22 protein-coding genes and 1 pseudogene are annotated in these 21,676 nt (G+C 65.8%); 7 read left to right on the top strand and 16 right to left on the bottom strand.

Translation table 11 applies throughout. The features are described from left to right. Window positions 1-93 precede the first annotated feature (93 nt). The 3 genes and pseudogenes from FYX01_RS14265 to FYX01_RS14275 all read right to left on the bottom strand — a co-directional run bounded on the left by FYX01_RS14265 (window position 94) and on the right by FYX01_RS14275 (window position 3,159). Window positions 94-1,248, bottom strand: a complete 1,155-nt coding sequence (locus FYX01_RS14265; protein WP_150241483.1) for a tyrosine-type recombinase/integrase — start codon at window positions 1,246-1,248, stop codon at window positions 94-96. Further along, on the bottom strand, window positions 1,248-1,472 hold the full coding sequence (locus FYX01_RS14270) for a helix-turn-helix domain-containing protein (RefSeq protein ID WP_150241485.1): 225 nt from the start codon (window positions 1,470-1,472) through the stop codon (window positions 1,248-1,250). The genes FYX01_RS14265 and FYX01_RS14270 overlap by 1 nt, the downstream gene beginning before the upstream one ends. Further along, window positions 1,472-3,159 (bottom strand): annotated as a pseudogene (locus FYX01_RS14275) (replication initiator). The gene FYX01_RS14270 and the pseudogene FYX01_RS14275 overlap by 1 nt, the downstream one beginning before the upstream one ends. Before the next feature lie 55 nt (window positions 3,160-3,214). Between FYX01_RS14275 and FYX01_RS14280 the strand changes: the two are divergent. Further along, window positions 3,215-3,415 (top strand): hypothetical protein, encoded by a 201-nt coding sequence (locus FYX01_RS14280; protein WP_150241487.1) that lies wholly within the window; start codon window positions 3,215-3,217, stop codon window positions 3,413-3,415. Here FYX01_RS14280 and FYX01_RS14285 read toward each other — a convergent pair. From FYX01_RS14285 to FYX01_RS14295, 3 genes are all read right to left on the bottom strand, one after another. Beyond that, a complete protein-coding gene (locus FYX01_RS14285; protein ID WP_150241489.1) occupies window positions 3,376-4,806 on the bottom strand; it encodes an FtsK/SpoIIIE domain-containing protein in 1,431 nt (476 codons plus the stop codon). The two genes, FYX01_RS14280 and FYX01_RS14285, sit on opposite strands and share 40 nt — an antisense overlap. Then, window positions 4,806-5,057, bottom strand: coding sequence for a hypothetical protein (locus FYX01_RS14290; protein WP_150241491.1), 252 nt, complete (start codon window positions 5,055-5,057; stop codon window positions 4,806-4,808). The genes FYX01_RS14285 and FYX01_RS14290 overlap by 1 nt, the downstream gene beginning before the upstream one ends. Before the next feature lie 107 nt (window positions 5,058-5,164). Beyond that, window positions 5,165-5,572: a plasmid replication, integration and excision activator gene (locus FYX01_RS14295; protein ID WP_150241493.1), complete on the bottom strand. Its 408-nt coding sequence runs from the start codon at window positions 5,570-5,572 to the stop codon at window positions 5,165-5,167. 289 nt (window positions 5,573-5,861) lie between these two features. Here FYX01_RS14295 and FYX01_RS14300 point away from each other — a divergent pair, with 289 nt between their 5' ends. The 3 genes from FYX01_RS14300 to FYX01_RS14310 are packed head-to-tail and all read left to right on the top strand — an operon-like array spanning window position 5,862 to window position 7,548. Then, window positions 5,862-6,599 carry a DUF5919 domain-containing protein gene (locus FYX01_RS14300; RefSeq protein WP_150241495.1) on the top strand — a complete coding sequence of 246 codons (738 nt, stop codon included), beginning with the start codon at window positions 5,862-5,864 and terminating at the stop codon, window positions 6,597-6,599. Between the two features lie 16 nt (window positions 6,600-6,615). Continuing rightward, window positions 6,616-7,071, top strand: a complete 456-nt coding sequence (locus FYX01_RS14305; protein WP_150241497.1) for a Clp protease N-terminal domain-containing protein — start codon at window positions 6,616-6,618, stop codon at window positions 7,069-7,071. A gap of 3 nt (window positions 7,072-7,074) precedes the next feature. Then, window positions 7,075-7,548, top strand: a complete 474-nt coding sequence (locus tag FYX01_RS14310; protein ID WP_150241499.1) for an NUDIX hydrolase — start codon at window positions 7,075-7,077, stop codon at window positions 7,546-7,548. Window positions 7,549-7,552: 4 nt separating this feature from the next. Here the strand turns inward: FYX01_RS14310 and FYX01_RS14315 are convergent, their stop codons facing one another. Continuing rightward, window positions 7,553-8,065: an HD domain-containing protein gene (locus FYX01_RS14315; RefSeq protein WP_150241905.1), complete on the bottom strand. Its 513-nt coding sequence runs from the start codon at window positions 8,063-8,065 to the stop codon at window positions 7,553-7,555. Window positions 8,066-8,114: 49 nt separating this feature from the next. Next, window positions 8,115-8,600 carry a GntR family transcriptional regulator gene (locus FYX01_RS14320; RefSeq protein ID WP_150241501.1) on the bottom strand — a complete coding sequence of 162 codons (486 nt, stop codon included), beginning with the start codon at window positions 8,598-8,600 and terminating at the stop codon, window positions 8,115-8,117. 876 nt (window positions 8,601-9,476) lie between these two features. On the opposite strand from FYX01_RS14320, the gene FYX01_RS14335 reads away from it, so the two are divergent. Then, the gene (locus FYX01_RS14335) at window positions 9,477-10,205 is read left to right on the top strand and encodes a helix-turn-helix domain-containing protein (protein ID WP_223830462.1); all 729 of its coding nucleotides are present in this window, start codon (window positions 9,477-9,479) and stop codon (window positions 10,203-10,205) included. 34 nt (window positions 10,206-10,239) lie between these two features. Here FYX01_RS14335 and FYX01_RS14340 read toward each other — a convergent pair whose 3' ends face one another. The 5 genes from FYX01_RS14340 to FYX01_RS14360 all read right to left on the bottom strand — a co-directional run bounded on the left by FYX01_RS14340 (window position 10,240) and on the right by FYX01_RS14360 (window position 15,612). Continuing rightward, window positions 10,240-11,835, bottom strand: coding sequence for a hypothetical protein (locus FYX01_RS14340; protein WP_150241507.1), 1,596 nt, complete (start codon window positions 11,833-11,835; stop codon window positions 10,240-10,242). A 1,387-nt stretch (window positions 11,836-13,222) separates the two neighbouring features. Next, window positions 13,223-13,606: a hypothetical protein gene (locus FYX01_RS14345; protein ID WP_150241509.1), complete on the bottom strand. Its 384-nt coding sequence runs from the start codon at window positions 13,604-13,606 to the stop codon at window positions 13,223-13,225. A 256-nt stretch (window positions 13,607-13,862) separates the two neighbouring features. Next, complete coding sequence (locus tag FYX01_RS14350) at window positions 13,863-14,198, bottom strand: hypothetical protein (RefSeq protein WP_190394327.1); 336 nt, start codon at window positions 14,196-14,198, stop codon at window positions 13,863-13,865. Window positions 14,199-14,395: 197 nt separating this feature from the next. Next, window positions 14,396-15,019 (bottom strand): GNAT family N-acetyltransferase, encoded by a 624-nt coding sequence (locus FYX01_RS14355; protein ID WP_150241513.1) that lies wholly within the window; start codon window positions 15,017-15,019, stop codon window positions 14,396-14,398. Next, window positions 15,016-15,612 carry a TetR/AcrR family transcriptional regulator gene (locus FYX01_RS14360; RefSeq protein WP_150241515.1) on the bottom strand — a complete coding sequence of 199 codons (597 nt, stop codon included), beginning with the start codon at window positions 15,610-15,612 and terminating at the stop codon, window positions 15,016-15,018. The genes FYX01_RS14355 and FYX01_RS14360 overlap by 4 nt, the downstream gene beginning before the upstream one ends. A gap of 77 nt (window positions 15,613-15,689) precedes the next feature. Here FYX01_RS14360 and FYX01_RS14365 point away from each other — a divergent pair, with 77 nt between their 5' ends. Both FYX01_RS14365 and FYX01_RS14370 read left to right on the top strand, forming a co-directional pair. Next, the gene (locus FYX01_RS14365) at window positions 15,690-17,459 is read left to right on the top strand and encodes a carboxylesterase/lipase family protein (protein WP_150241517.1); all 1,770 of its coding nucleotides are present in this window, start codon (window positions 15,690-15,692) and stop codon (window positions 17,457-17,459) included. Window positions 17,460-17,793: 334 nt separating this feature from the next. Continuing rightward, window positions 17,794-19,161 (top strand): tyrosine-type recombinase/integrase, encoded by a 1,368-nt coding sequence (locus FYX01_RS14370; protein ID WP_150241519.1) that lies wholly within the window; start codon window positions 17,794-17,796, stop codon window positions 19,159-19,161. A 67-nt stretch (window positions 19,162-19,228) separates the two neighbouring features. Here FYX01_RS14370 and FYX01_RS14375 read toward each other — a convergent pair whose 3' ends face one another. The 3 genes from FYX01_RS14375 to FYX01_RS14385 all read right to left on the bottom strand — a co-directional run bounded on the left by FYX01_RS14375 (window position 19,229) and on the right by FYX01_RS14385 (window position 21,399). Then, window positions 19,229-19,489 (bottom strand): helix-turn-helix domain-containing protein, encoded by a 261-nt coding sequence (locus FYX01_RS14375; protein ID WP_150241521.1) that lies wholly within the window; start codon window positions 19,487-19,489, stop codon window positions 19,229-19,231. Continuing rightward, the gene (locus FYX01_RS27170) at window positions 19,467-20,303 is read right to left on the bottom strand and encodes a WhiB family transcriptional regulator (protein WP_317846071.1); all 837 of its coding nucleotides are present in this window, start codon (window positions 20,301-20,303) and stop codon (window positions 19,467-19,469) included. The genes FYX01_RS14375 and FYX01_RS27170 overlap by 23 nt, the downstream gene beginning before the upstream one ends. Window positions 20,304-20,559: 256 nt before the next feature. Next, complete coding sequence (locus FYX01_RS14385; protein WP_150241525.1) at window positions 20,560-21,399, bottom strand: replication-relaxation family protein; 840 nt, start codon at window positions 21,397-21,399, stop codon at window positions 20,560-20,562. Window positions 21,400-21,676 lie beyond the last annotated feature (277 nt).

The following is a 21,676-nucleotide window of genomic DNA, read 5'->3' on the forward strand; positions in this document are numbered from 1 at the left end:
GTTCGGGGTTCTCCGAACACCTGGCCGCACTGCTTTGCGGGGTCCCGTTCCGGTCGCCGTGCCACACACGTGCCACACGCTCGGACGCCGACCTCAGCGACGGGCACCTGTGGAGGGCGGTTCGTAGCCGTCCTCCTCGGCCCGGTTCGCCCTCAGCTCCTCGGCCACCCTCTCCCCCAGCCGGCCCGCGATCTCGCGTTCGCGTTCGTCGCGCGCGTGGAGGTAGATCATCGCCGCGCGGGCACTGGAATGTCCCATCCGCCGCATGAGTTCGCGCACGGAGGCACCGGCCTCGGCCGCGTAGGTGTTGCCGGTGTGCCGAAGGTCGTGGAGGTGGACGTCCTCCAGGCCCACGGCCGCGCAGGCGTCCGCCCAGTACTTCGAGAAGTTGCCCCGGCGGAGCTGGTTGCCGCGTACCCCGACGAACACGAACCCGTCCGGCCCGGGTGCCGAGTACTCGTCCAGGTGGCGACGCAGGTCCGGGACGACCAGTTCGGGGAGGGACACCGTCCGGTGACCCGCCCGGGACTTGGGTTTGCCCTTGTAGAGCCCGCCCACGTCCGAGACCGTTTCCCGAACCTGCACCGTCCGGGCGTCCAGGTCGAGGTGTCGGCGGCGCAGGCCTGCCAGCTCGCCCCATCGCAGACTGCCGAACGTCGCCAGCAGCACCAGCGCCCGGTACCGCGGTTTGATCGCCTCGGCCAGCTCGAAGACCTCGGCCACCGACAGCACCGGGCGTTCCTCGGTCTCCTCCAGGCCCGCGCCGTCGATCTGGCAGGGATTCTCGCGGATCAGCCTGTCCTTGACGGCGGTGTTCAGTACCGCCCGCATGAGCCGGTACGCCTTGGGCACCTGGGCCTTTCCCCTCTTGCGCCGGAGCCGTGAGGAGCGCCAGCGGCGGATGTCGGCCTCCTTGATCTCGCTCAGGAGCATGTTGCCGAACGTCGGGGCCAGGTGGAGGCGGAGCAGGTCCTCATAGGTGCGCCTGGTCTTGCGCGTCAGGTCACGGTGCTCGATCCACTCGGCCGCGTACTCACCGAAGGGCAGGGCGCCGGCCTCGGGGGCGAACCACTCCCCCTGCGCGATCTCCGCCTCCTTGAGCGTCAGCCAGCGCTGTGCTGCCTTCCTGGTGGCGAACGTGGTCGGGGCCGGTCGTGTACGCCCGTCCGGACTGCGATAGCGGACCTGGAAGCGCCCCGAGGACAGGGGGCGGATGTTGCCGAAGGCCCGCGTCTTCCTGCCCGGCATCAGGCCGCCCCGCTCATGCGCAGGCTGACCGGCTCGACGGTTCCGGCGGTGATGAACTCGTCCAGCGCCGATTCCGGGATGCGCACGTGCCGTCCGATACGGACGAAGGTGATGCGCCGTTCCTCGATCAGGCGACGGGGGTAGCGCTCGGAGGTGTTGAGGCGTTCGGCCGCCTGCGCGACGGTCAGGAGACGGCCGGTCGGACGGGTCTTCTTACTGGCCATCAGGCAGCCCCTTCCGTTGCCGAGGGGGCGGGGGTTCGAACGGCGTCGAGTTGGGCACGGCGTTTGAGTGCTTCGCCCACCGCGCGGAGGAGGCGTTGCTCCCGGGGGGCCACGTCGGGGTCGGTGGGTCTGGCCAACTCACATTCGAAGGAGCCCGAGGAGACCGAGGACAGCACCGGGGAACGCGGGTTGTCCTCGTCGCCCTGGTCGTCGTCGGTGGGATCGACGCCGAGGGTTTCCAGGACCCAGGCGAGCCGGTCCGCCTTGTGGTCGGCGAGGGTCTTCCCGGACCACTTGCGCGAGACCAGGACGCGGCGACCCGCGTAGCCCAGGTGTTCGCGTCGGTGTGCTTTGGACCGGCAGAATCCCGGACGCATCCCGGCTTTGGCGTTCTCGGGCTGGATTCCGTAGCGGAGCCAGTTGGAGCACCGAGGCGAGCAGGGCTCGAAGCGGAGAGCGTCCAGGAGACGGTCCACGTGCTGTTCCTGGGAAATGGACTCGACGGTGTGGCAGTCGGCGATGTCCTTGGTCAGGTACTTCGCGAGGTAGCGCACGCACCGGTCAGCGTCAGCCGAGCCAGCGACCACACCTTTGGCGTCCACCTGACGGCCGAAGCGCACCACGTGGAAAGGCTCCGCGTCCGGGTCATCATCGAAGGTGTCCAGCGCCTCATCCCACGTCGGGAGGACCTCGCCCGTGGTGGGGTCGAGGTAGGTGCTGTTGTCCTCGTTCCAGACCGGCAGGTGGTCACTTTCGAAGCGGACCGTGTCAGCGGCAGGCCACCACACCTGGTGGTAGGTCGCGGCGGCGATCTGGCGCAGTTCGGCCCGTGGGATGGTGCCGCGTGTGGCCATGTGCAGGTGAGGTGCCAGCCGTCGTTGGGGTTCCACGGCCGCGAAGTACTAGACATCGAACCCGGCGACCCGGCGAAGATTCTGCACGAACCGGTCCACCAGCTTGGAGAAGTGCAGCGTGTCCCGAGCGGCACGCCGGTAGTCGTACGTCGAGGGATCGACCGGGGTGCCGTCTGAGCGCACCCGCCCGTAGGAATCCAGGGTGAGCGTGATGAACAGCGAGGGCCGGAACACCTTCCCCGAGGCCGGGTCAGTGAAGACCCGCTCGACCGTCTTCCTCGTCATGGGCCGCTTGGGCAGGTCGGGCACGTCCTGACGGCGTTTGGTCGAGCGAACCCGCCGCGTCCCGGATGAGGCCGGGGAGTCAGCGGAGCGGGTGATGGAGCCGCGTAGGCCGGAGGCGGTGATCTCCTCGTCCAGGTCCGCGATCGCCGCATCCAACGCGGAGAACTGTTCCGGGTCAGCGGCCCCGGTGGCGGCGAGGCGATCTCCCGTTCGGCGGTGACCATCGCACGCTATTCCACCCGTCCGCGCTGTTCCTCGGACGGCGGGCCGGGCTCCACCACGGGCTCGGTGGCCAAGTGTCAGCCCTCCTCGCACTGAGTTCTGCGGAGGGACCGTTTCCTCTTTGCACAGGCAGGGCACCGGGATTCCAGGGTGGAGCCGCAGGGGAAGTCGATGATCTCGGTTTGGCCGGTGGCGATGTCGGTACGTCGTAGGGAGACCGGCCGTATGCACACCCCCTTGTCAGCGGCGATCTGTTCAGCGACCTCCCGTGCCAGGGGTTGCGCGAGACGTTCGGCCCGGGTGGACTTACCGGTAGGCGTCGGCATCAGCCCACCCCCACAACCGCAGAACGGGAGTCCCCACCGCATGGATAGAAGACACTTGCTCGTCACGGCCCTCATGTTCGGGCTGCCGTTCTTCGCCGCAATGACCATTCGCGACTATGCAGGCTTCGTGGAATCCATGGCGTTCCTGGGTGTCTACGGCCTGGTTGCGTTCAGCTGTGTTGCCTGGATCCGGTACCGCCGGAAGACGAAGCCGCATCAGCCCACCCCGCCGTTCGACGAGAAGTCCGAGCCGTAGACCTTGGTCATCGCAGTGATGTTGTCGTCGGAGACATAGGCGGCCCGAACCCGGATCGGAGCCGGTGAGCCCTCCATGCGGACGTAGGCCACCCCGGGAAGGGTGGGGTCGATCAGGTGGGCTTCCGCTCCGCGTTCGCGTGCTCCTTCGCCGAGGACCATGTCCACCTGGGACGCCTCGTCCAACCTCAGGGCGACCTTGTCAGGGAACAGGTTCCGGAGATTCATGACCTCCTTGCGCGGGTCCTGCAATGCGGCCAGCACGGTGAAGCCGACCGAACGGCCCTGTGAGGTCAAGGTGGCGATCGCGTTCTCCGCCCGACGGCGCACGTCCCGGTCGGGGTGGTAGGCGGTCAGGAACGCCACCTCATCGAGGAGCACGACCACGAACGGGTCAGCCGTCGTCGGGATGTGGGAGCGCTGCTTGCCCGCGTAGCGTTCGGCCCGCTCCTGCATCGAGGCCACCGCCCGCTCCAGCAGGGTCACCGCGGATTCGCCCGTGTCGGCGTAGTGGGCGAACAGGTCGCGTCCGTAGGCCAGCTCCATGCGCTTGGGGTCGATCGCCCACACCTGTGCCGTGCCCTCGGAGATGGCGGGGAGCATGGCGCGCACGGTGGACCAGATCACCGATCCCTTGCCAGCTCCGGTCACCCCGACTACGAGCACGTGGGTTCCGTGCAGGCGCAGCAACCACGGCGAGCCGTCCTCGCGTCGCCCCACGGGCAGGGCGTCGAGGTCCACGTGGTGGGTCATCGGGAAGGCGTCGATCGCCTCGGCCAACGTGTCACGGCGGGGGAACTCCAACGTGATGTCCCGGGGACCGTTGACCACCACTCGACAGGAGGGGGCGGCGAAGCCGTGCGCCAGTTCGGCCACGCGGTGCTCGAAGTCGGCCGGGGCAGTTCCGGCCACGAGGGAGACACGCACGTAGTCAGCCCAGGCGTTACAGGAGACCCGGCGGATACGGGGCAGGTAGCGGCGTTCCTGGTAGGACTCGGCCAGCCCGGAGATCACCAACACCGGTTGCCAGTGCCGTCGGTACACCGCCACGTGCCGCCACCACGCCAGCAGACGCAGGGTGACACAGGTGCGGTAGGAGTCCGGCCAGGTCCGCCACCAGATGAGGGACACCACGGAGACAGTGGCCCACAGCCCGGCGAGACCAGGCCAGTCCAACCACCACCAGGCCCCCACCGAGACGGCCAAGCAGGTGACCATGACGGGGAAACGGAACGGCAGGGTGACCAGGAACCGCACCAGCCGCCAAATCCACGAGGCCAGCACGACGATCCCGGGGGTTTCCACGATCGGTGTTGTCCACCGCACCCCCTGAGCCGGGGTGGGCAGGGTCGGAGAGGACTGGGCGGAACCGATCTTGGGCTGTCGCATCATCACAGGCCACCCCACTTCTCGTTCTCGATCTGGGCCAGGAGCCGGTCACGGTCGGAGTGAGCACGGGCGGCGAAGGTCGCGGCGGCAGGGTTCTCGTCCTGGTCGGCAAGGGTGGCGAACACACGGGCCTTGAAGTCGAAGAACTCCGCCCGCTCAGCGTCGGTAGCAGGCGGGGGGTTGGTCGCGTCCAGCAGCAGACGGACCAGCTCCGGACTACTCAGCCCGGACAGGTCACGGGGGTCATCGGACATACTGAAGACACCTCTTCACGAAGCTTGTGCAAGGGCTTGGGGAGGGGTTCAAGGGGCGGCCCAGGTGTTGCAGCACCAGGCCGCCCCGCTTGCTTGTCAGGTAAGGGTCAGGCGGCGTCCTTGGCCGGAGCCGCACGGCGACCACCAGCACCGCCGGGAGCCTTCACGCCACGGGCACGCAGCGAGTACGCCACCCGAGGACGATGACCGTTGTCATCCACGTAGGGCATGACCGCCATCGCCTCGAACTCGATCGGCCGGAACGGCAGCCCCGGAACCTCGTCCGGCAGGGTCGGGCACACCTCGGCGGCGACCTTGACCTTCACCGACTTGGCCTTGCCCCGCGCCTCGGGGTCGGCGTCGATCACGTCCACCGCCCACAACGGCAACCCGCTGTCCTTGTCGAGCTGGAGCCGCTTGGTCTCAAAGCCCGTGATCGCCTCCACCCCCAACGCGAACGCACCGTGCGGGAACACCGTCCCGAACGCGACGGGCAACGCACCCTGAATAGCCATGGGATGAGTCCTCTTCTCGTTGTTCGTGCTGTTCACGACCCTCGGCACGACCGACAGGCGATCGCCTCAACCGAGAATCGATACATGTATAGCATGTATCTAAGTTGGCAACCAGTGATAGCCGCACGCTCCTGTTCGTCGCTGTCGCATCCGTCGCCGCTCTCGGGTGGCGGCGAGGGTTCCACCATCCCTGGCAGGGCCGGGACGGGATCACTACATGGCTGGACGTGTTCAGGACGTCTCGATAATGTGAGCGCGTCCCCAGACATCCAGCGAACCCCCGAGGTACATGCCGAACGAGAGGTTGCGAGCCGCGCTCCTCCAGCGCGGAGCCACCCCGGCCACTCTGGCCGAGGAGATCGGCGTGGACGCCAAGAGCGTGGAGCGCTGGATCACCCAGGGGCGCACCCCCTACCGCCGTCACCGCTACGCGGCAGCGGCCTACCTCGGCGTGGAGGAGACCTACCTCTGGCCCAAGGCCCTGTCCCCCGAGCAGAGCAAGGCCGCCTCACAGAGCGAGATCGTGGAGATCTACCCGCACCGGTGGAGCGTGCCGAACGATCTGTGGCGTCGCATCTTCGAGAACGCCCAGCAGGAGATCTCGGTCCTGGTCTTCAGCGGGTTCTTCCTGGCCGACGATCCGAGCATGATCAAGCTGCTGGCGGACAAGGCCAAGGCGGGGGTCCGTGTGCGCATGTTGTTGGGAGACCCCGACAGCGAGGCGGTGGCCCAGCGCGGCCGGGACGAAGGCTTGAACGAGCTGTTCGCGGCGAAGATCCGCAACGTCATCGTGCTGTACCGGTCGTTGCGCCAGGTACCAGGAGTGGAGTTCCGTCTCCACGGGACGACGCTGTACAACTCGCTCTACCGCGCCGATGACCAGTTGATCGTGAACACGCACGTCTACGGCGCGATGGCCTCGGAGGCCCCCGTCTTCCACCTGCGCAAGATCCCGGGCGGGGAGATGGTCAGCACCTACCTGGAGAGCTACGAGAAGGTATGGGCACAAGCATCCCCGCTCGCATGACCTAGGAACTCGAAGCATGGCCCAGATGTTCAACGATCACGCTAGACGCGTGGTGGTTCTCTCCCAAGAAGAAGCAGTCACGCACAAGAGCAGCGTTATCGGACCTGGGCACCTCCTAGTCGGCATCCTGGGAGCGGAGGGGTCTGTGGCTGCTGAAACCCTGAAAGCGTTGGGGCTCGATCCTGGGAGGATCCCCGCTGAGGTGCTGAAGGTTCCTGGGCGGAGGAAGTGGCGGCTTTGGGGAAACGTACCCTTCGCCGAGGAGAGCAAGGAAGCTCTGAATCAGGCGCTTCCGGAGGCTCAGCGTTTCGGCCATGGCTTCATCGGAGCAGAGCACCTGCTTCTTGGACTGGTACACAACGAGGAGGGCACCGCGGCCACTGTGCTGAACGGTCTCGGAATCTCGCCTAAGGCTGTACGCGAGCGAGTCCACCAGAGCATGGCTGAACCGTCCCAGTACACGCGGGAGTAGACCATGGGCAAGCGGATCGACTACTACGACGACCCCGAGGCCCCGACAGCGAACAGCCTCGTCCCGTCGGTGAACGTGTTCGTCGTCAACGAGCGCGACGAAGTCCTAATGATCTGCCGCACCGACAACGGCAACTGGGCCGTGCCCGGGGGCGCGGTGGACCTGGGCGAGTCCGTCCCCCAGGCCGCTGTGCGTGAGACGCTGGAAGAGACCGGTGTGACGTGCGAGATCACCGGGATCGTGGGCATCTACAGCGATCCGAAACACATCATCTACTACACCAGCGACGGCGAGGCCCGGCAGGAGTTCTCGTTGGTGTTCACCGCCCGACCGCTGGCGGGTGAGCCCACGCCGAGCGACGAGTCCAAGGAAGTCGTCTGGGCGCCCAAGGCCGACCTGTCCGGATACCGGATGGACCGGTCCATGCGCATGCGCGTGGACCAGTTTCTCAGCGGAGGCCCGACCTACATCGGGTGAGCGGTCAGCCGGCCTCGGCCAGGCGGCGTTCCACGGCCCGAACCGACGTCGTCAGCAGCGGTGAGGAGCGGGTGATGGAGCGGTGGACCAGGTCCTCAGGCGCGTAACGCTCCAGGATCTCCGACAGCCGCCTTTCCACGGGCAGGTGTGTGCCGTCCGGGCCGGTGGTCATGTCCGAGTAGGTGAGCGCGTCCAGCAGATCATCCGGTGGGACGTCGAACTCGTCCTTGAGCGGGGCGAGCAGACCCCGTTCCTCAGCCTCCACCACGGCGCAGGAGTGATAGGCCACCAGGGAGACCAGGGCTTCGTCAGCCTTCTGGACCTCGCGTAGGTAACGGGCGCCGTCGAGGGGATGAAAGCCCGTGGTCGCCAGGTCCGGGGAGTACCCGATGTCATGCAGCCAGGCGGAGGCTTCCATCAGGTCGGCATGTGCGCCGAGCACGGGTTGGAGGGACCGCGCCTGTTCGGCTACCCCCTGGGAATGCGCCCAGCGTCGGGGAAGCGGCTGTTCGAGCAGTTCTCGCGCGAGATCCCGCGCCCAGTGAACATGTCCCACATGTACCAGGCTAACCCGCGGTCGTTTCGGCCCCTTTGACGAACCGGCCCTTGCCGTGGATGGCGACGACAAGCCCGGTCCCCTCCAGCTCGGAGAGCGCCTGACGAGCCGTCCCGCGCGACACCGAGTACTGGCGGACCAACGCGGCCTCACTGGGCAGGGCATCACCGGGAGCGAGATCCCCGCTGGAAATGCGCTCTCGCAGGTCAGCGGCGATGCGCCGGTACTGGGCAGGCGAGGTTCCATCCGCAAGTGCGCTATTCCGTTCCTCGGCGGTACACACGACACGGCCGGTTCCCGGAAGAGCCTTGATCAGTCGCTCCGCCTCCAACTCGGCCAGCGCACGACGCACGGTGGTGCGAGAGACGCTGAACTCCTGACCAAGAGCAGCCTCGGAGGGGAGCGCGTCACCTGGTGCGAGGTTCCCAGCGGTGATGCGTGAGCGCAGGGCCTCTGCGATCTGGTGGTACGTCCCCCACGGGGTGCGCGGACTCAAGCGGGTTCCTCCTGGCAGGACGGCAAAAACGAATCTTGCGATTCAACTTGAACCTTGCAAAAAGATATGGGCATTGCAAACGTCCGCCGGTGCCGACCCGACCCAAGGGTCCTCCCCTCAGTCGGCACCAGGCGGACGCTCCAACCGCAGAGCCAGCAGCGTCGGCCTACGGTCGGTCCTCAACCCCGCCGAGAACTGGTCTCGGCACGGGACTCGCTTGCGCGGAGGTGTTTGCTAGACAGATCAGAGTTGCCGATCCCCGAAGGCGGATACTCCAACTGGTGAACGAAGACCTCCACGTCCTCCTCGATCAGCGTCGGCGCGTGCGTGATCTCGTGTCGGGTGGCAGTAGCGATCCACAGGCCCCCGTGGCGGCGGATCGACCACTGCTGTGCGTAGTGGCGTTGCAGGACATGGAGCAGAGTGTTCGGAACATCTCCAGTACTCATGCGGCGACAGCCTCCAAGCGAGAGATCTCCAGGAGTAGTTCCAGACCGAGTTGGGACGGGTCGGCCAGCTCCACCGGGCGATGCCTCGTGTCGTCCAAGACGTAGGGGCGGACCAGCCGCGCCAGTGGCGCAACGGGACGAGCCGGAGGTGGAGGAGTGAACGGGAGTCCCGTGCACGGTGTGGGCTTGACGGCCCGGATCCGTGTGGGTCCGCGTGTCCGAAGGTGTGGGATCAGGTTCCGCATGGTCACCCCTGGTCAGTTCGGGTGAGACTCACGGCGAGACGGAGGGAAGCGTCGGAGTCCTCTTACATGCGGAAACGATGCTCTGAGTGAGCGGACATGTGTACCACGTATCGGACAACTTGAGGGACGTCTAGGGACGTCTTATGTTATCGTCGGTTTCCCGCACCCCGGAGGGCACCGACGTGAACGCTGCACTGCGTAAGGCACTGGCCGCGTCCCGACTCACTGAGATCGACGTGGCCGCACACCTCGGCGTAGATCCCAAGACCGTCCGCCGCTGGCTCTCCGGACAACGGCCCTACCCCCGACACCGCTGGGCGCTGGCTGATCTCCTCCAAACCGAGGAAGACGCTCTCTGGCCTCCAAGAAGCCAGGAAGAAGAAGCACACGAACCCGCGTCCGAGCACGTCCAACGTGTCTACGCACACCGTTGGCAGGTACCTCGGAAAGTGTGGTGGGACCTGTTCAGTTCAGCAGAACAGGAAATCGGCATCCTGGTCTACAGCGGCCTATTCCTCGCCGACGACGCGGGGATCCTGCAACTCCTCGGAGCGCGGGCACGCGAGGGTGTGAATACCCGTATCCTCCTCGGCGACCCGGAATCCGAGCAGGTAAAGCAGCGGGGGAGAGATGAGCAGGTCGGAGAAGCCCTGCCTGCCAGGGCGAATAACGCCTTACTACTCTTCCGAGCACTCCAGGACATCGATGGCGTCGAGATCCGTACGCATTCGACCGTCCTGTACAACTCTATTTACCTAACAGAGAGAACAATCATTTCAAATCAACATATATACGGCATGCCTGCAGCAATTTCGCCTGTAATCAGGATCAACCGAAGTTCGCATCAGGCCATGTTCGATACTTACGCGAAGAGCTTTGAGAACACATGGCACGGAGCCATAAGGATCTGACAAGAAGTTACATCGATAATAAACATTAGTACCTCTACTGGTCAACTATCCAGACTTTTTGACTCGATTCAGTCCATTGAACGCCAAAATCACGACTCCTCCCAACCCTCCTATTTCTCAAACTCCGAAGAGCCAGAAACGCCGTTGTAGAAATAAAAGCCAAAACGAATGAAAAGTACACCCCCAGAGAAAAAACCCTCTCTTCCGGAAGAAATTCTTGCACCTCTTGGGGGATTATTTTGGCCACTACCGAAATAGAATCAACTGTGTCCTCTATCGCAGGAAGACCCGCCACAACCGCAACTAATCCAACCAAAATTGCCAGCAGAAAACTATTCCTGGCGGATAGGGCAGAAGAAGTAGAGTTCGCCAACTGGTCAAGCTTATTCGATCTGTCCATTACACGGGAGTACAGACGATCCAACCCAAGCCCTTGAGATATCGAATCCACCACTTCTCGGGAAGTTCCACGAGAAAGAACTGCTGACATGTATTCATTTATCCCCTGAGCTATAGATCTTTGCACTTCAGCAACACCAAGAGGACTAACTCTAACATCCTTCATTTCCGAGTCTATGGAACGAAGTTGCCAAAACTGAATTAGTACGTTCTCAATCAAAGCGAGATGTTGATAGTCACTTGCGGCCATATCGTCGCCGTCCCGCTCACTATAAGGGAAGCTCCAATCAACTAAGAGAGCATTGCCTGGCATAAAGAAATGAGAAGAACCCTCAACCTTGGATCGATCCTTACTCAAAATTTCTTGCAGGTATTCCGCCCGAAAATCGTGAGCTGAAGACGTGCGCATAACTAATCTAGCAAGGTCACGAGAATGACGCCTAATCCAGGTTTTCCTATTTCTGCAGCATGGCATTCCACTCAATGAAACAGTGGTATAACACATCCAGTTTTCAGGTTCAGAATTTTTCGTGACGGTATGCCCAATCACTCGCGCAGAGTACAAGCGAAACAAGTCTTGTAGGGTTATCAAGTTTACCCTCTCCAAAAGGCGCCATCTCGTCCCTTCCTCCTCCAAAATAATGCTATCCCTAATAAAATCTTCGGCTGGCGCTAGTGGTCCGTCCCAGACATCTGTGGCTAGCATCACCGAATCCATAGCCAAGCCTTCCGAAGAGGCTGACATCTTGGAAATATTTGCTACATGTTGCCCCTCCGGCATTGGCGCTACAAAAGTCAGGACTGCCACCCCGGAACGATGCAATAGAAGATCAACTTCAATACGGAACTGATCAACTCCCCGACCCAACCCCAGTCGAACCGGCCTAAGCTCAAGTCGGACAAAAGGATCGCCTTTTAGATAAGGGGAAGAAAACATGCGACTATCAGAAGCCGACTTGATTCCAAATCTCATCTGGGCACCAAACAACTTTCCATGAAAGTCTTCAATGTCTTCCTCGAGATCGCGAATAAACCCCTTCCAGTCTTTGTCATCAGGCGCGTGATCTGTACTTTCTTCACCTCGCCCACCCATACGAAGAGAGATCAACTTCATCTTTGCCATCTCGAAAGATATGTGTGGGTTTTTCAGAATCCACCTTAGAGAATCTAAAGTACTACCGTCACCCGGGAAGCCTGTTATAGACTTTACAAGATTCAGTTTATTCTTCATAGCCATATATCTACTCGAAAACCGAGTTTCCGCGCTTCCGGCCGCCCTTCCAAACTCCGCCATTCCCGTTTTCAATAGCTCATCGGAAAGCAAGTAAATATCCACCCCCCTTGGGAGACTGAAAGCAAATGTGTAATATATGCAACTCTTGTCAAACGTGGGTTTATGAGAAAATCTCTTTAGCACTGACCTATCCTCGTGTGGTTGCCGAGTTGGGCTGTATGGGATCAAGGCGACGGCGCAAGCGCCGTCGCGCCGGCCTACGGCCACTGCTCGGGCTGCGGGCTGCCGCCCGGTCCCGAGCGCGGCCGACCGCCGTACCACTTGGCATCATGACGCGGCCCGGAGACGAACGGTTGCCGTTCAGACAAAATCGGTTGATGACGTGCTCAGATCCCGAGGCACCCGGTAGCGGAGTGCGACTGTCATGGGTGAACGCCACCAGCGCTACCGGGCACCTCGGCTCGATTCCGTGGTTACTGCATGCGGTACTTCCCGGCTAGAACTACGTGCCTCGGGTCAGGAGTTCCAGCCGGATGGTTTCCCCTACGAGCCACCGCATCCGATGACCACTGACCCGGCCTGTATCCAGGGGCCCCAGCCCCCTCTGGTCAGGTCGTTGACGCGCTCCCGAAGGCGACCGCCCTCCCTGAGGAGAGCATCGCACTCAGGGCAGAAACTGGGCCCATTCCCACTCCCCACGGGCCTACCACCGCCCGGCGTGCACCGCAGCGGTTCAGGAACCTGCCGTTCGACCTGCACGCACAAGTCAATGCCCTGACGGGCACCTCGGCAGTCCAGCCTTACCTTCACATGCCTCGGGGACATAGCCCCTCCCCTTCCGAGCGCGAGCCGAAGTAACGCGACTGCGACTCGTAGACCACTGCTCAGTACTTCTGGCACAGGGTCAACCGCTCTGCCCAGGACCGTACAGAGCGGGTGTGACAATCTGTGCCTTGTTCACACCAGAGGAACAAAGGTTGTGCCACACACGTGCCACACGAGGCGGTCAGCGGCGGGGAACCACGGGGAGTCGCGGGTAGAAGGGCCGCGTCAGCGCAGGTAGACGAGTCGCGAGGTCAGGCGTCAGGGGCGTTCTCGGCTTCCCAAGCTGATAACGCGGGTTCGATTCCCGTCATCCGCTCCGTACGAAAAACGGCCCCTGACCTGCGAACATCGTTCGCACACCAGGGGCCGTTTTCGCGTTGGGGGTGCACCAGCGGGTGCACGGCGCCATGGATGACGCGCCCCGCTCCCGTCATACATCCCTGTTTGCGGGTGCACGGGGGTGCACCCAGCGGACATACTCACCGCTGATCTCGGGGTGACTGTTCCAAGGTGGTGAGCAACGCAGTCCCGCCCGAGTGCCCCAGCCGTTCCTGTTCGATCAGGCGAAGGTGCAGTCGCCGACATGGTCGGTGAACAAGGTGCAGCACTCTTCGGGTGTACCTGGCCCATCATGCGGACAGCAACCAGGCTGGCGGATCTCCCGGGCACCGGGAACCCCCACAGTCCAGAACAGGTACAGATCCAGACCGCTGTTCTCGTTGACGTACCCGGCTGTCGCAGCGTGTTCACCTTCATGCCCGTACTGCAACGCACAGGAGAGCGTGGTGCGCATCTTCGTGGGCATCACCGCGCAGAGCTCCCAATGACGGTCGCGGCCCTTGGGGCAACGTTGTTCGGTGTGCCCCGGCTCGAAGACGGCGTCCTCCCACCACAGCGAGACGCCCGGGGTCTCCTCGACGTAGGTGTACTCCTTACGGGTCATCTTCACCTGAGAGGCGCAAGCCACGAAGGCACGGAGCTTAGTTGTGTCCATAGAGGCGATCCTGCCCCGGCAGCCTGCTGTGGACATGGTGTTTTCACGGATTCGCTGGGCATCGCGTACCCAGCTCAGGGCGGGCGGGACAGGTACACCTCGGCGTCACGGCGGCACTCTCCCCGCTGCTCCACAGCGCCTTCTCGGCCTCGGTGAACTGGTCAGCGAAGGCGACCTGAAGGGTGCGCAGCGACACCGGTCGGGCTCAGCGCCATCCCTGGACGAACTCCTCGGGCAGATCGGTCCCGCTGGGCGCCGGTGTGCCCTTGATGACCGCGCGGCGCGGGCACGGTGTACACCCGACGTTGCCCTGGTAGAACACGAAGGCGGCACGGTCGGTGTCGGTGAGCCGGTACCCGGGCCGGGAGCGGCCGTCGGTCGGCGGGGCATGGGGGCCGATCCACCGCCACACGGTGTGCTCGCTGATCCCGCGCCCGGCGGCAGTCAGGCGCACGTGCCGGGACGTGAGGTGCCCGGCGTCGGCGAGCTGGCGCAGTCGCTCGGTCGCCGCGCGGCGCTTCTCCAGGTCGACCCGCCCCATCTTCCCCTCTACCGACTCCGCGCCGGTGGTCACCGGCTGTGACAACGCTCGGGGGCGAGTCGAAAACAGGGCATACCACGCGCGCGAGCTAGACCACTCCGTTCGGTCGGATTGGTCTACCTTCTGACCTGCGCCGACGACGCATGAGGACTACGCGGAGGTGGTCGGGTGCCGGTGGCCGTCCGGGCCGCCAACGATCACTGCGCGTGATCGGGCGTGGCGGGCGGGCGGGTCATGGCCGCCGGTCGGCTCGGGATGCCGAGCCGCCCCGTCTCCTGGAAGCCGAACCGCTCATAGAGGCGGCGGCTTTGCGGGGTGGTGGCCTCCAGGTGGGCGGGCAGTCCCTGCCGGTCGATGGCGGCCAGCCGGTGGGTGAGCAGCGCGGACCCCACTCCCAGTCCGCGCGCCCTGTCGCCCACGGCGATGTCGGCCAGGTACCAGTGCCGGGCCCGGGGCCTGGCGGCACCGAAGTGCGACAGCGTGGAGAGCGTCGCCCCCAGGTGGCGCACCCCGATCGCCCGCACCTGCAGCGGCAGCGCCCGCAGCCGCTGCCACCGGTCCCCCAAGCCGGGCCGGCGGGGCCCCTCCCAGGCCGCGCCCCCCAGGATCGCGCCGTCCTCGGAGCGGGCGATGTCGATGGTCCCGGTGCGGGCCGGGCCCGAACGCAGCTCCGCGGTGTAGAGCAAGGTCAGACGCTCGATGCGGTCCTCCTCGCCCGGGACGATGTCGCGGACGACGGGGTCGCGGTGCAGGGCGCGGGCGATGATCCGCGCGCAGGCCGGGATGTCGGCGTGGGAGGCGGTATCGATGTGCGGGCTCATCCGCAGGGCTCCTCGTGTGATGGTGTGTTCTGGGGAAGGCCCAGCAGCTCCCGGGCCGCGGTGAGCACGTGTTCGGTGCGGTCGGCCGGGAATCCCAGAGACGTCATGCTCCAGTGCCCGAAGGCCAGCAGGAGGAGTCGGTGGGCGCGGCCCTGTACGCGCTGGGCGCCCCAGCCGGGGTTGTCGTGGGCCATGGCACGGGCGATGGCCGCCTCCAAGCGCAGGTAGATGTCCCGGGCCTCCTCGCGCAGGCCGTCCTGGTAGCGGGCCGAGGCCAGGATCGCGTCGATGGCGGCGTAGTCGTCCAGGTTCGCCGAAGGTGAGAACAGCTTCTCCAGCACCACCTCCGTGGGCGGGCGCCCACCGTCGTCGGCGCCCAGCATGTCGCCGTAGCGGGTGAGGATGCGCTCTCGGAACAACGCGCTGAGCTCATCGCGGTTGCCCACGAAGTGGCGGACCAGGCTGCGGCTCAGGTCCGCCTCCTTGGCCACGCGCTCCAGGGTCCAGCCGTCCATGCCGTAGCGGACGATGCACCGCCCCACGGCGTCGAGGATCTGCTCGGTGCGCTCCGCGGCCTTGCTCGGCCTGCCCATGCCACCCCCTTTTTATTGTCACTGATGACAACATACGCTATCGCATCATCCTTCCACCTCACGGCACAGGAACCGATATGCCACAGTTGTTCACCCGCGCGGCCGCGACGGCCGTCGCCGCGGCCCTGCTGTTCACCGCAGGGGCGGGGCCGGCGACCGCTCAACCGCGCGAGCCGGCCGAGCCCGCCGAGCGCCCCACCGTCACCACCGCCAGCGGCCCGGTCACCGGGGTGCGCGAAGACGGGCTGGAGGCGTTCCGCGGCATCCCCTTCGCCGAGCCCCCGGTGGGAGAGAACCGCTTCCTGCCCCCGCAGCCTGTCCAGTCCTGGAGCGAGCCCCTGGACGCGGCCGAGTTCGGCGCCGCATGCCCGCAAAGGCCCAGCGACCTGGAACTGGGCGAGGGCGAACCGATCTCGGAGGACTGCCTGACGCTCAACGTCTGGAGCCGCGACACCTCCGGCTCCGACCCGGTCATCGTGTTCATCCACGGGGGCGGTTTCACCTCCGGCACCGCCCGCAACGCCTGGTACGACGGCGCGGACCTGGCCGCCGCCGGCGCCACCGTCGTGAGCATCCAGTACCGGCTGGGCCCGCTGGGCTGGCTCGACCTGAGCGAGGCGGGCCCCGGCTACGCACAGAGCATGAACAACGGCCTGCTGGACCAGATGGAGGCGCTGCGCTGGGTGCGCGAGAACATCGCCGCGTTCGGCGGTGACCCCGACAACGTGACCGTCTCCGGCGAGTCCGCCGGCGCCATCAGCATCTCGGCGCTGATGGGCATCGAGGAGGCCGACGGTCTCTACGACCGCGCCATCTTGCAGTCGGGGACCTCCGGAACGGTGGCCACCGCCGACTGGAGCCGGGATGTGGCCACCACGTTCACCGAGGCCGCCGGGGTGGAGAGCGCCTCCGATGTCCTGGACCTGGACACCGATCGGATACTGGACGCGGCCGACGAGCTCTACGCCTCGCACTTCGCCGACACCGCCTTCCACCCGGTCGTGGACGGCGACCTCCTGCCCGGGCTCCCCTACGAGCGCCTGGCGTCCTCCGAGGGCCCCACCGCCCCGGTCGTCATCGGCACCACCCTGGACGAGGCCCGGTACTGGTTGTACCTGCTGCCCGAGCTCGACCGCCTCCCGCGCATGTACTTCGACCCCTGGCTGGAGTCGCTGGTGGGCGAGCGCTCCGAGGAGGTCGTCGACGCCTACCTGCAGGAGCGGCCCGAGCTGACCGACGCCCAACTGGGCATGGCCATGGCGGGGGACGTCTCCTTCCGCATGCCCGCGATCCGGATGGCCGAGGCCCTCGCCGAGCGCGGCGTCGACGTGCGCATGTACCTGGCCACGGTCCCCGCGATCGACCTGGGCGGCCGCATGGGTTCCCCCCACGCCGTCGAACTGCCGTTCATGTTCGGCACTCTGGAGGCCGCCGACACCTTCGTGGGCGACACCGCCGACAACCGGGCCCTGTCCGAGCAGGTCCAGGAGTTGTGGGTGGGCTTCGCCCGGGACGGCGATCCCGCCACGCCGGGAATCCAGTGGCCGCTCTACGACGCACAGGAGCGCTCCACGCTTATGCTGGACCACGACCTGCGCGTGGAACGGGACCCCTACCCCGCCGCACGCCAGGCCTGGGGAGACATGGCCTTCGACGGCACCGACCCCGGCCTGGACCGGCTGACACCCTTGCAGTACGAAGGCACCAACCCCAACCATCCGCTGGTGATCGCCAGCGTGATCGGCTGGGGCAAGGTGTGGGGCGCCCTCGCGCTGCTGGTCGCCCTCACCGGCACGGTCGTTGTGCTCGTGCGCCGCCGGAGAACACGGGCGGGCCTGTCGCAATAGCGCCCGGTCCTGCCCGGGGTGGTGTCGCAGTTCAGGCCCCGCCCCGGGCAGGACCTCTTAATGCTGGTTACCGCGCGAACATGCGCCGCTCGCCAGGGCGCAGACCGATCCACTGACATCCCCGCTGCGCCGACCACTGTCATCTTCGCTGCGCTCAACAGGAACCACGCCTGACACAGACAAATCATCCAGATTCCACAAAACCAACTTTTTCGCCGCATGCAACCAACCAGGGGCACGACCGCACACCCGGAATCGGTGCGGAACGAAGGTTCTCGGAGAACCTTCGCCGATTCCCTTCGTATCCGCCCGGACCCGAGCGATGGTCGGTCCCATGGCAACCATCAACCAGCGCAAACTCGCAGGCGGGGGCACCCGGTACTGGGTCAAATGGCGGCTCGGCGGCACCCGTGACGGGGCGCCCCAGTCCGAGCCCTTCGACTCCCAGGCCGACGCCCACACCTTCAAACTCCACGTCGAAGCCGCAGGCCACCAGTGGCCGGAGAACTGGGTACCCCGCCAGGGGTGGGCCGAGGGGTGGGTCCCCGGCCACGGATGGGTGAACCTGGCGGAGGAGCCTGAGGATGAGCCGGTGCTCTTCGCCGACTTCGCCCGTGAGCACGTCGACTCGCTGTCGGGGATCGATGAGCGCACCTGGGCCGACTACCACCGCGACCTCCAACGCCACCTGCTCCCCTACTTCGCCAAGGCGAACCTGCGCGAACCATCCGAGCTGACACCCCAGGACGTGCGCGAGTGGGTCAACCACCTCCAGGCCGGAGTCCCCGACCCGCGCACCCCCATCAACCCGATCAACGGCAAAGGCTCCAAGAAGGGCGCCAAACGCGGGCAGCGCAACGGGTGGCTGCGCCCACCGCTGGCACCGAAGACCATCCAGAACCTGCACGGGCTGCTGTTCATCATCTGCGCCGAAGCCACACGCACCGAGCCGCCGCTGCGCCAGTCCAACCCCGCCGCCCGCACCCGCCTGCCCCGGGTCGACGACGGCGAGGGCAGCCGGGAGATGTGCTTCCTCACCAACGACGAGGCCCGCCTGCTCATCGAGGCCATGGACCCCGACGTGCGGGACATGGTGGAGGTGCTGCTGTGCACCGGGCTGCGCTACAGCGAACTGGCCGCCCTACAGGTCCGCGACATCACCACCACCACGATCCAAGCCGTGGACGGCACGCGGGTGCACCGCGGCTACCTCGAGGTCAAACGGGCGTGGAAACGCCAGAAGGACAACACCTTCAAGCTCGGGGCCCCCAAGACCAGGACTTCCCGCAGGCGGGTGCCGCTGACCCCCGGCACCATCCACCTGTTGCGCCCACGCCTGGAAGGCAAGTGCCCGGAGGACTTCGTGTTCACCACCTCCACCGGAGCGTGGTGGCGCCACGCCTCCTTCTACTCACGCAGGTGGGCACCCGGGGTCAAACGCGCTCAAGAACGGGGGCTGGGTAAGAAGCCGCGCATCCACGACCTGCGCCACACCCACGTGGCCCGGCTCATCGACAAGGACGTGCACGTGTTCAAGATCCAGCGCCGCCTGGGCCACTCCTCGATCACCACGACCATGGACCGCTACGGCCACCTCATGGCCGATCTGGACGAGACCATGATCGAGGCCATCGACGGCACCACCGCCGACACCCCCGGGCTCGGGCTCGATGACCAGCAACGCCTGCGACTGATTTCCTAACAACCACACCGCAGACACAACGGTGGGGCGGCCCCCCAAAGGTCCGCCCCTTCCTCAACTCCCCCGGCTACCGGGAGTGCGGACGGCGCTGCCTGTCACGGTGGCGGGTCACCACCTGCTGGGCCGCGCCCTCCACGATCCGCTCCAAGTCCTGGCTGCTGAAGCGCACATGCTTGCCCAACCGGCGGTGGGGCACCTTGCGCAGCCTCACCTTCTCCCGCAGCCACGACTGCGGTACCGCCAACACCCGCGCCACCTCGGGAATCGTCAACAGCCGCTCCGGTACCTTCCCCTCGCCGTCGTTGTCAGGCCACCCGGTCTGCGCCATGCACACCTCCCCCGCGCTTGTTCCGTAGAGCGGTGCGAAACTGGCGCCTCTCGTCCTCGGAGGCGCCGCCCCACACCCCGTAGAGTTCGTCGCGCTTCATCGCCTCGGCCAAGCAGTTGATCTGCACCGGACACACGCGGCACACCCGTTTGGCCGCACGCACCGACCCACCCTGGCCCGGGAACCACAGGTCCGGATCCTGACCCCGGCAGGCCGCACGCTCCTGCCACCCACCGAACCCGCCCCCATCGTCGTCCCCGGCGGTACGGGCGGCACTGGCCCCTGTGGGGCCGTCAAACGGCCCGTCCGCGCCCGGAGCACCGCCATGGCCCGTAGGGCGCGGGCCCCGGGTTCGGGCCGCCGCGTCGCCCACCAGTCCCCGATCCCCCAGCGGCGCCCGTCGTTGCATGTCCCCCATAACCGCCCTTTCGTGATCGGTCACGGTCCGCCCTGAACACCGATGTCGGACGCACCGACCTCCCTGCGCGAGATGTGTCATCGTCTGGCGTTCTCGCCCTGATGAACCCCTACGAAGACACCCGCAACCGCGGATGCGACATCCCATCCGCGACCGCGAGGCCGCGTCCTCGCAGCACCGCCACCACTCGCCCGACCGGGCGCGCAGCAGGTCCGCGCCGCCGCGAGCGCAGCGCGTGAGAAGGACAGGCGCGCCGTCGTCCTCCTCGGCCGGCTGGCTGATCTTGACCGCGCCACGCCGCCACCACAGAGCAGATACGGGAAGACCAAAGAGCAGTGCTGAGAGGCAGGAAGAGCTTCCACAGAAGAGCGGAGAGAGCAGACCGTCTCGGATCATGACGGTCTGGTGATGAGGGTGTGCGGGGGCGTTCACGCCCCCGCACACCCCCGGGGCACCGCCCGCCCTACGTGAAGAGGACTACCTACTTGGGTAGACAGCCGTGGCGGCCGGTGGACCACCCAAAAGCCCGCGCGACCTGCACTGTGACTGTTCTCAGGGGTGGTCCACCCAAGGCCGGAGCACCACACGGACGCCCGGACGGAGCCCATGCCGGCCCACCCGTTGGCCCCGGGGTTCACCGCACCCTCAGGGCTCACCACTGGTCTTCCTCGACCGTGCGATAGACGTCAGCGATCTGGTGCAGGGAAACGGTGCGGGGGTCATCGGCCGAACGCCAGATCGGTGCGCCTGCCCCCGGATCCGCCAGCCGGTGATGCGTGGTCAGGTACACCCCGATGCGGTTGGTGCAGTCCCCGACCAGCTTCTGTGCCGCATTGTGCTCGCGCTCTGTGGAATGGACGACGAACAGCACCACCGCGGCAAGGGTGCGGTACCGGGTCAGCCGTTTGTAGCCGCGCATCTTGTTCTTGAGCTGGGTCAGGGACTCGGTGCCGGTGTCGTACTCCACGAACGCCCGCAGACGAACCCCGCCCTGGTTCCAGTACACCTGGGCGTCGGGGCGCACGTCGTAGCCGTAGCGGCGTTCACACTCGCGCTCCCCACACCACTGCTCCACCTCGGCGCCGCACTGGCGGGCGCTGTGCAGAAAGTCCACCCGGGTCTGGGCCAGGCCCAGCATATGGTTCAGCTGGGGTGAGTGCGCCACGGCCAGAGCACGATCGGCGCGGAACTTCAGCGCGTCGGGTTCCCTGCCCTGGTGCAGGGCGACCAGGACCGCGCCGGTGGGGGACAGGACCCAGTGGTCGGGGGCGTTGCGGTCGTGGGCGTGGCGGCGGAAGCGGTTGAGGACCCCGTAGCGGTGCAGGGTGAGCAGGCGGGAGCGGGCGCGGCGTGGTCCGGCGTCGGGGAAGTAGATGTGGTGCAGGTGGTGGGTGGTCATCACCCGGTGCTCCCAGAGCCCGGCCAGGATCTGCCGGTCCCGGTCGGTGATCCGGGGTGCCAGCCGGATCAGTGTCTTCTTGTAGTCGCTCACGTGTGCCCTCCCGGGGTGTTGCTGTTCTTCGCCTTTCACTCCCTAAAGAAGCCAGGGGAAGGCTCGGGTTCGACACCGGTGGGCAGAACCTTGACCCACGGGCGTCCCCTGCACGGCCTCGAAGGGCGGGTTCGCTTCGGGTTCCGAAGGGGTTCAGAGCGGGTTCAGTGGACGCAACGGCCCCCGCCAACGCGCGTGGGGCGGCACCACACATGTGGCACCGCCCCGAGATGAAAGCGGGTTGCTCAGCGGCGCGTGTCCAGCCAAGTCCTCACCA

Source organism: Nocardiopsis quinghaiensis (genome assembly GCF_008638365.1).
GTDB lineage: Bacteria > Actinomycetota > Actinomycetes > Streptosporangiales > Streptosporangiaceae > Nocardiopsis > Nocardiopsis quinghaiensis.

Coding starts and splice junctions, on each gene's coding strand:
- FYX01_RS14360 (WP_150241515.1), bottom strand. CDS start 15,612: ATGGGCAGGCCGAGCAAGGCCGCGGAGCGCACCGAGCAGATCCTCGAC.
- FYX01_RS14285 (WP_150241489.1), bottom strand. CDS start 4,806: ATGATGCGACAGCCCAAGATCGGTTCCGCCCAGTCCTCTCCGACCCTG.
- FYX01_RS14295 (WP_150241493.1), bottom strand. CDS start 5,572: ATGGCTATTCAGGGTGCGTTGCCCGTCGCGTTCGGGACGGTGTTCCCG.
- FYX01_RS14300 (WP_150241495.1), top strand. CDS start 5,862: ATGCCGAACGAGAGGTTGCGAGCCGCGCTCCTCCAGCGCGGAGCCACC.
- FYX01_RS14265 (WP_150241483.1), bottom strand. CDS start 1,248: ATGCCGGGCAGGAAGACGCGGGCCTTCGGCAACATCCGCCCCCTGTCC.
- FYX01_RS14310 (WP_150241499.1), top strand. CDS start 7,075: ATGGGCAAGCGGATCGACTACTACGACGACCCCGAGGCCCCGACAGCG.
- FYX01_RS14270 (WP_150241485.1), bottom strand. CDS start 1,472: ATGGCCAGTAAGAAGACCCGTCCGACCGGCCGTCTCCTGACCGTCGCG.
- FYX01_RS27170 (WP_317846071.1), bottom strand. CDS start 20,303: ATGATCCGAGACGGTCTGCTCTCTCCGCTCTTCTGTGGAAGCTCTTCC.
- FYX01_RS14350 (WP_190394327.1), bottom strand. CDS start 14,198: ATGGGGCGGGTCGACCTGGAGAAGCGCCGCGCGGCGACCGAGCGACTG.
- FYX01_RS14365 (WP_150241517.1), top strand. CDS start 15,690: ATGCCACAGTTGTTCACCCGCGCGGCCGCGACGGCCGTCGCCGCGGCC.
- FYX01_RS14375 (WP_150241521.1), bottom strand. CDS start 19,489: ATGGCGCAGACCGGGTGGCCTGACAACGACGGCGAGGGGAAGGTACCG.
- FYX01_RS14290 (WP_150241491.1), bottom strand. CDS start 5,057: ATGTCCGATGACCCCCGTGACCTGTCCGGGCTGAGTAGTCCGGAGCTG.
- FYX01_RS14305 (WP_150241497.1), top strand. CDS start 6,616: ATGGCCCAGATGTTCAACGATCACGCTAGACGCGTGGTGGTTCTCTCC.
- FYX01_RS14370 (WP_150241519.1), top strand. CDS start 17,794: ATGGCAACCATCAACCAGCGCAAACTCGCAGGCGGGGGCACCCGGTAC.
- FYX01_RS14355 (WP_150241513.1), bottom strand. CDS start 15,019: ATGAGCCCGCACATCGATACCGCCTCCCACGCCGACATCCCGGCCTGC.
- FYX01_RS14345 (WP_150241509.1), bottom strand. CDS start 13,606: ATGACCCGTAAGGAGTACACCTACGTCGAGGAGACCCCGGGCGTCTCG.
- FYX01_RS14340 (WP_150241507.1), bottom strand. CDS start 11,835: ATGAAGAATAAACTGAATCTTGTAAAGTCTATAACAGGCTTCCCGGGT.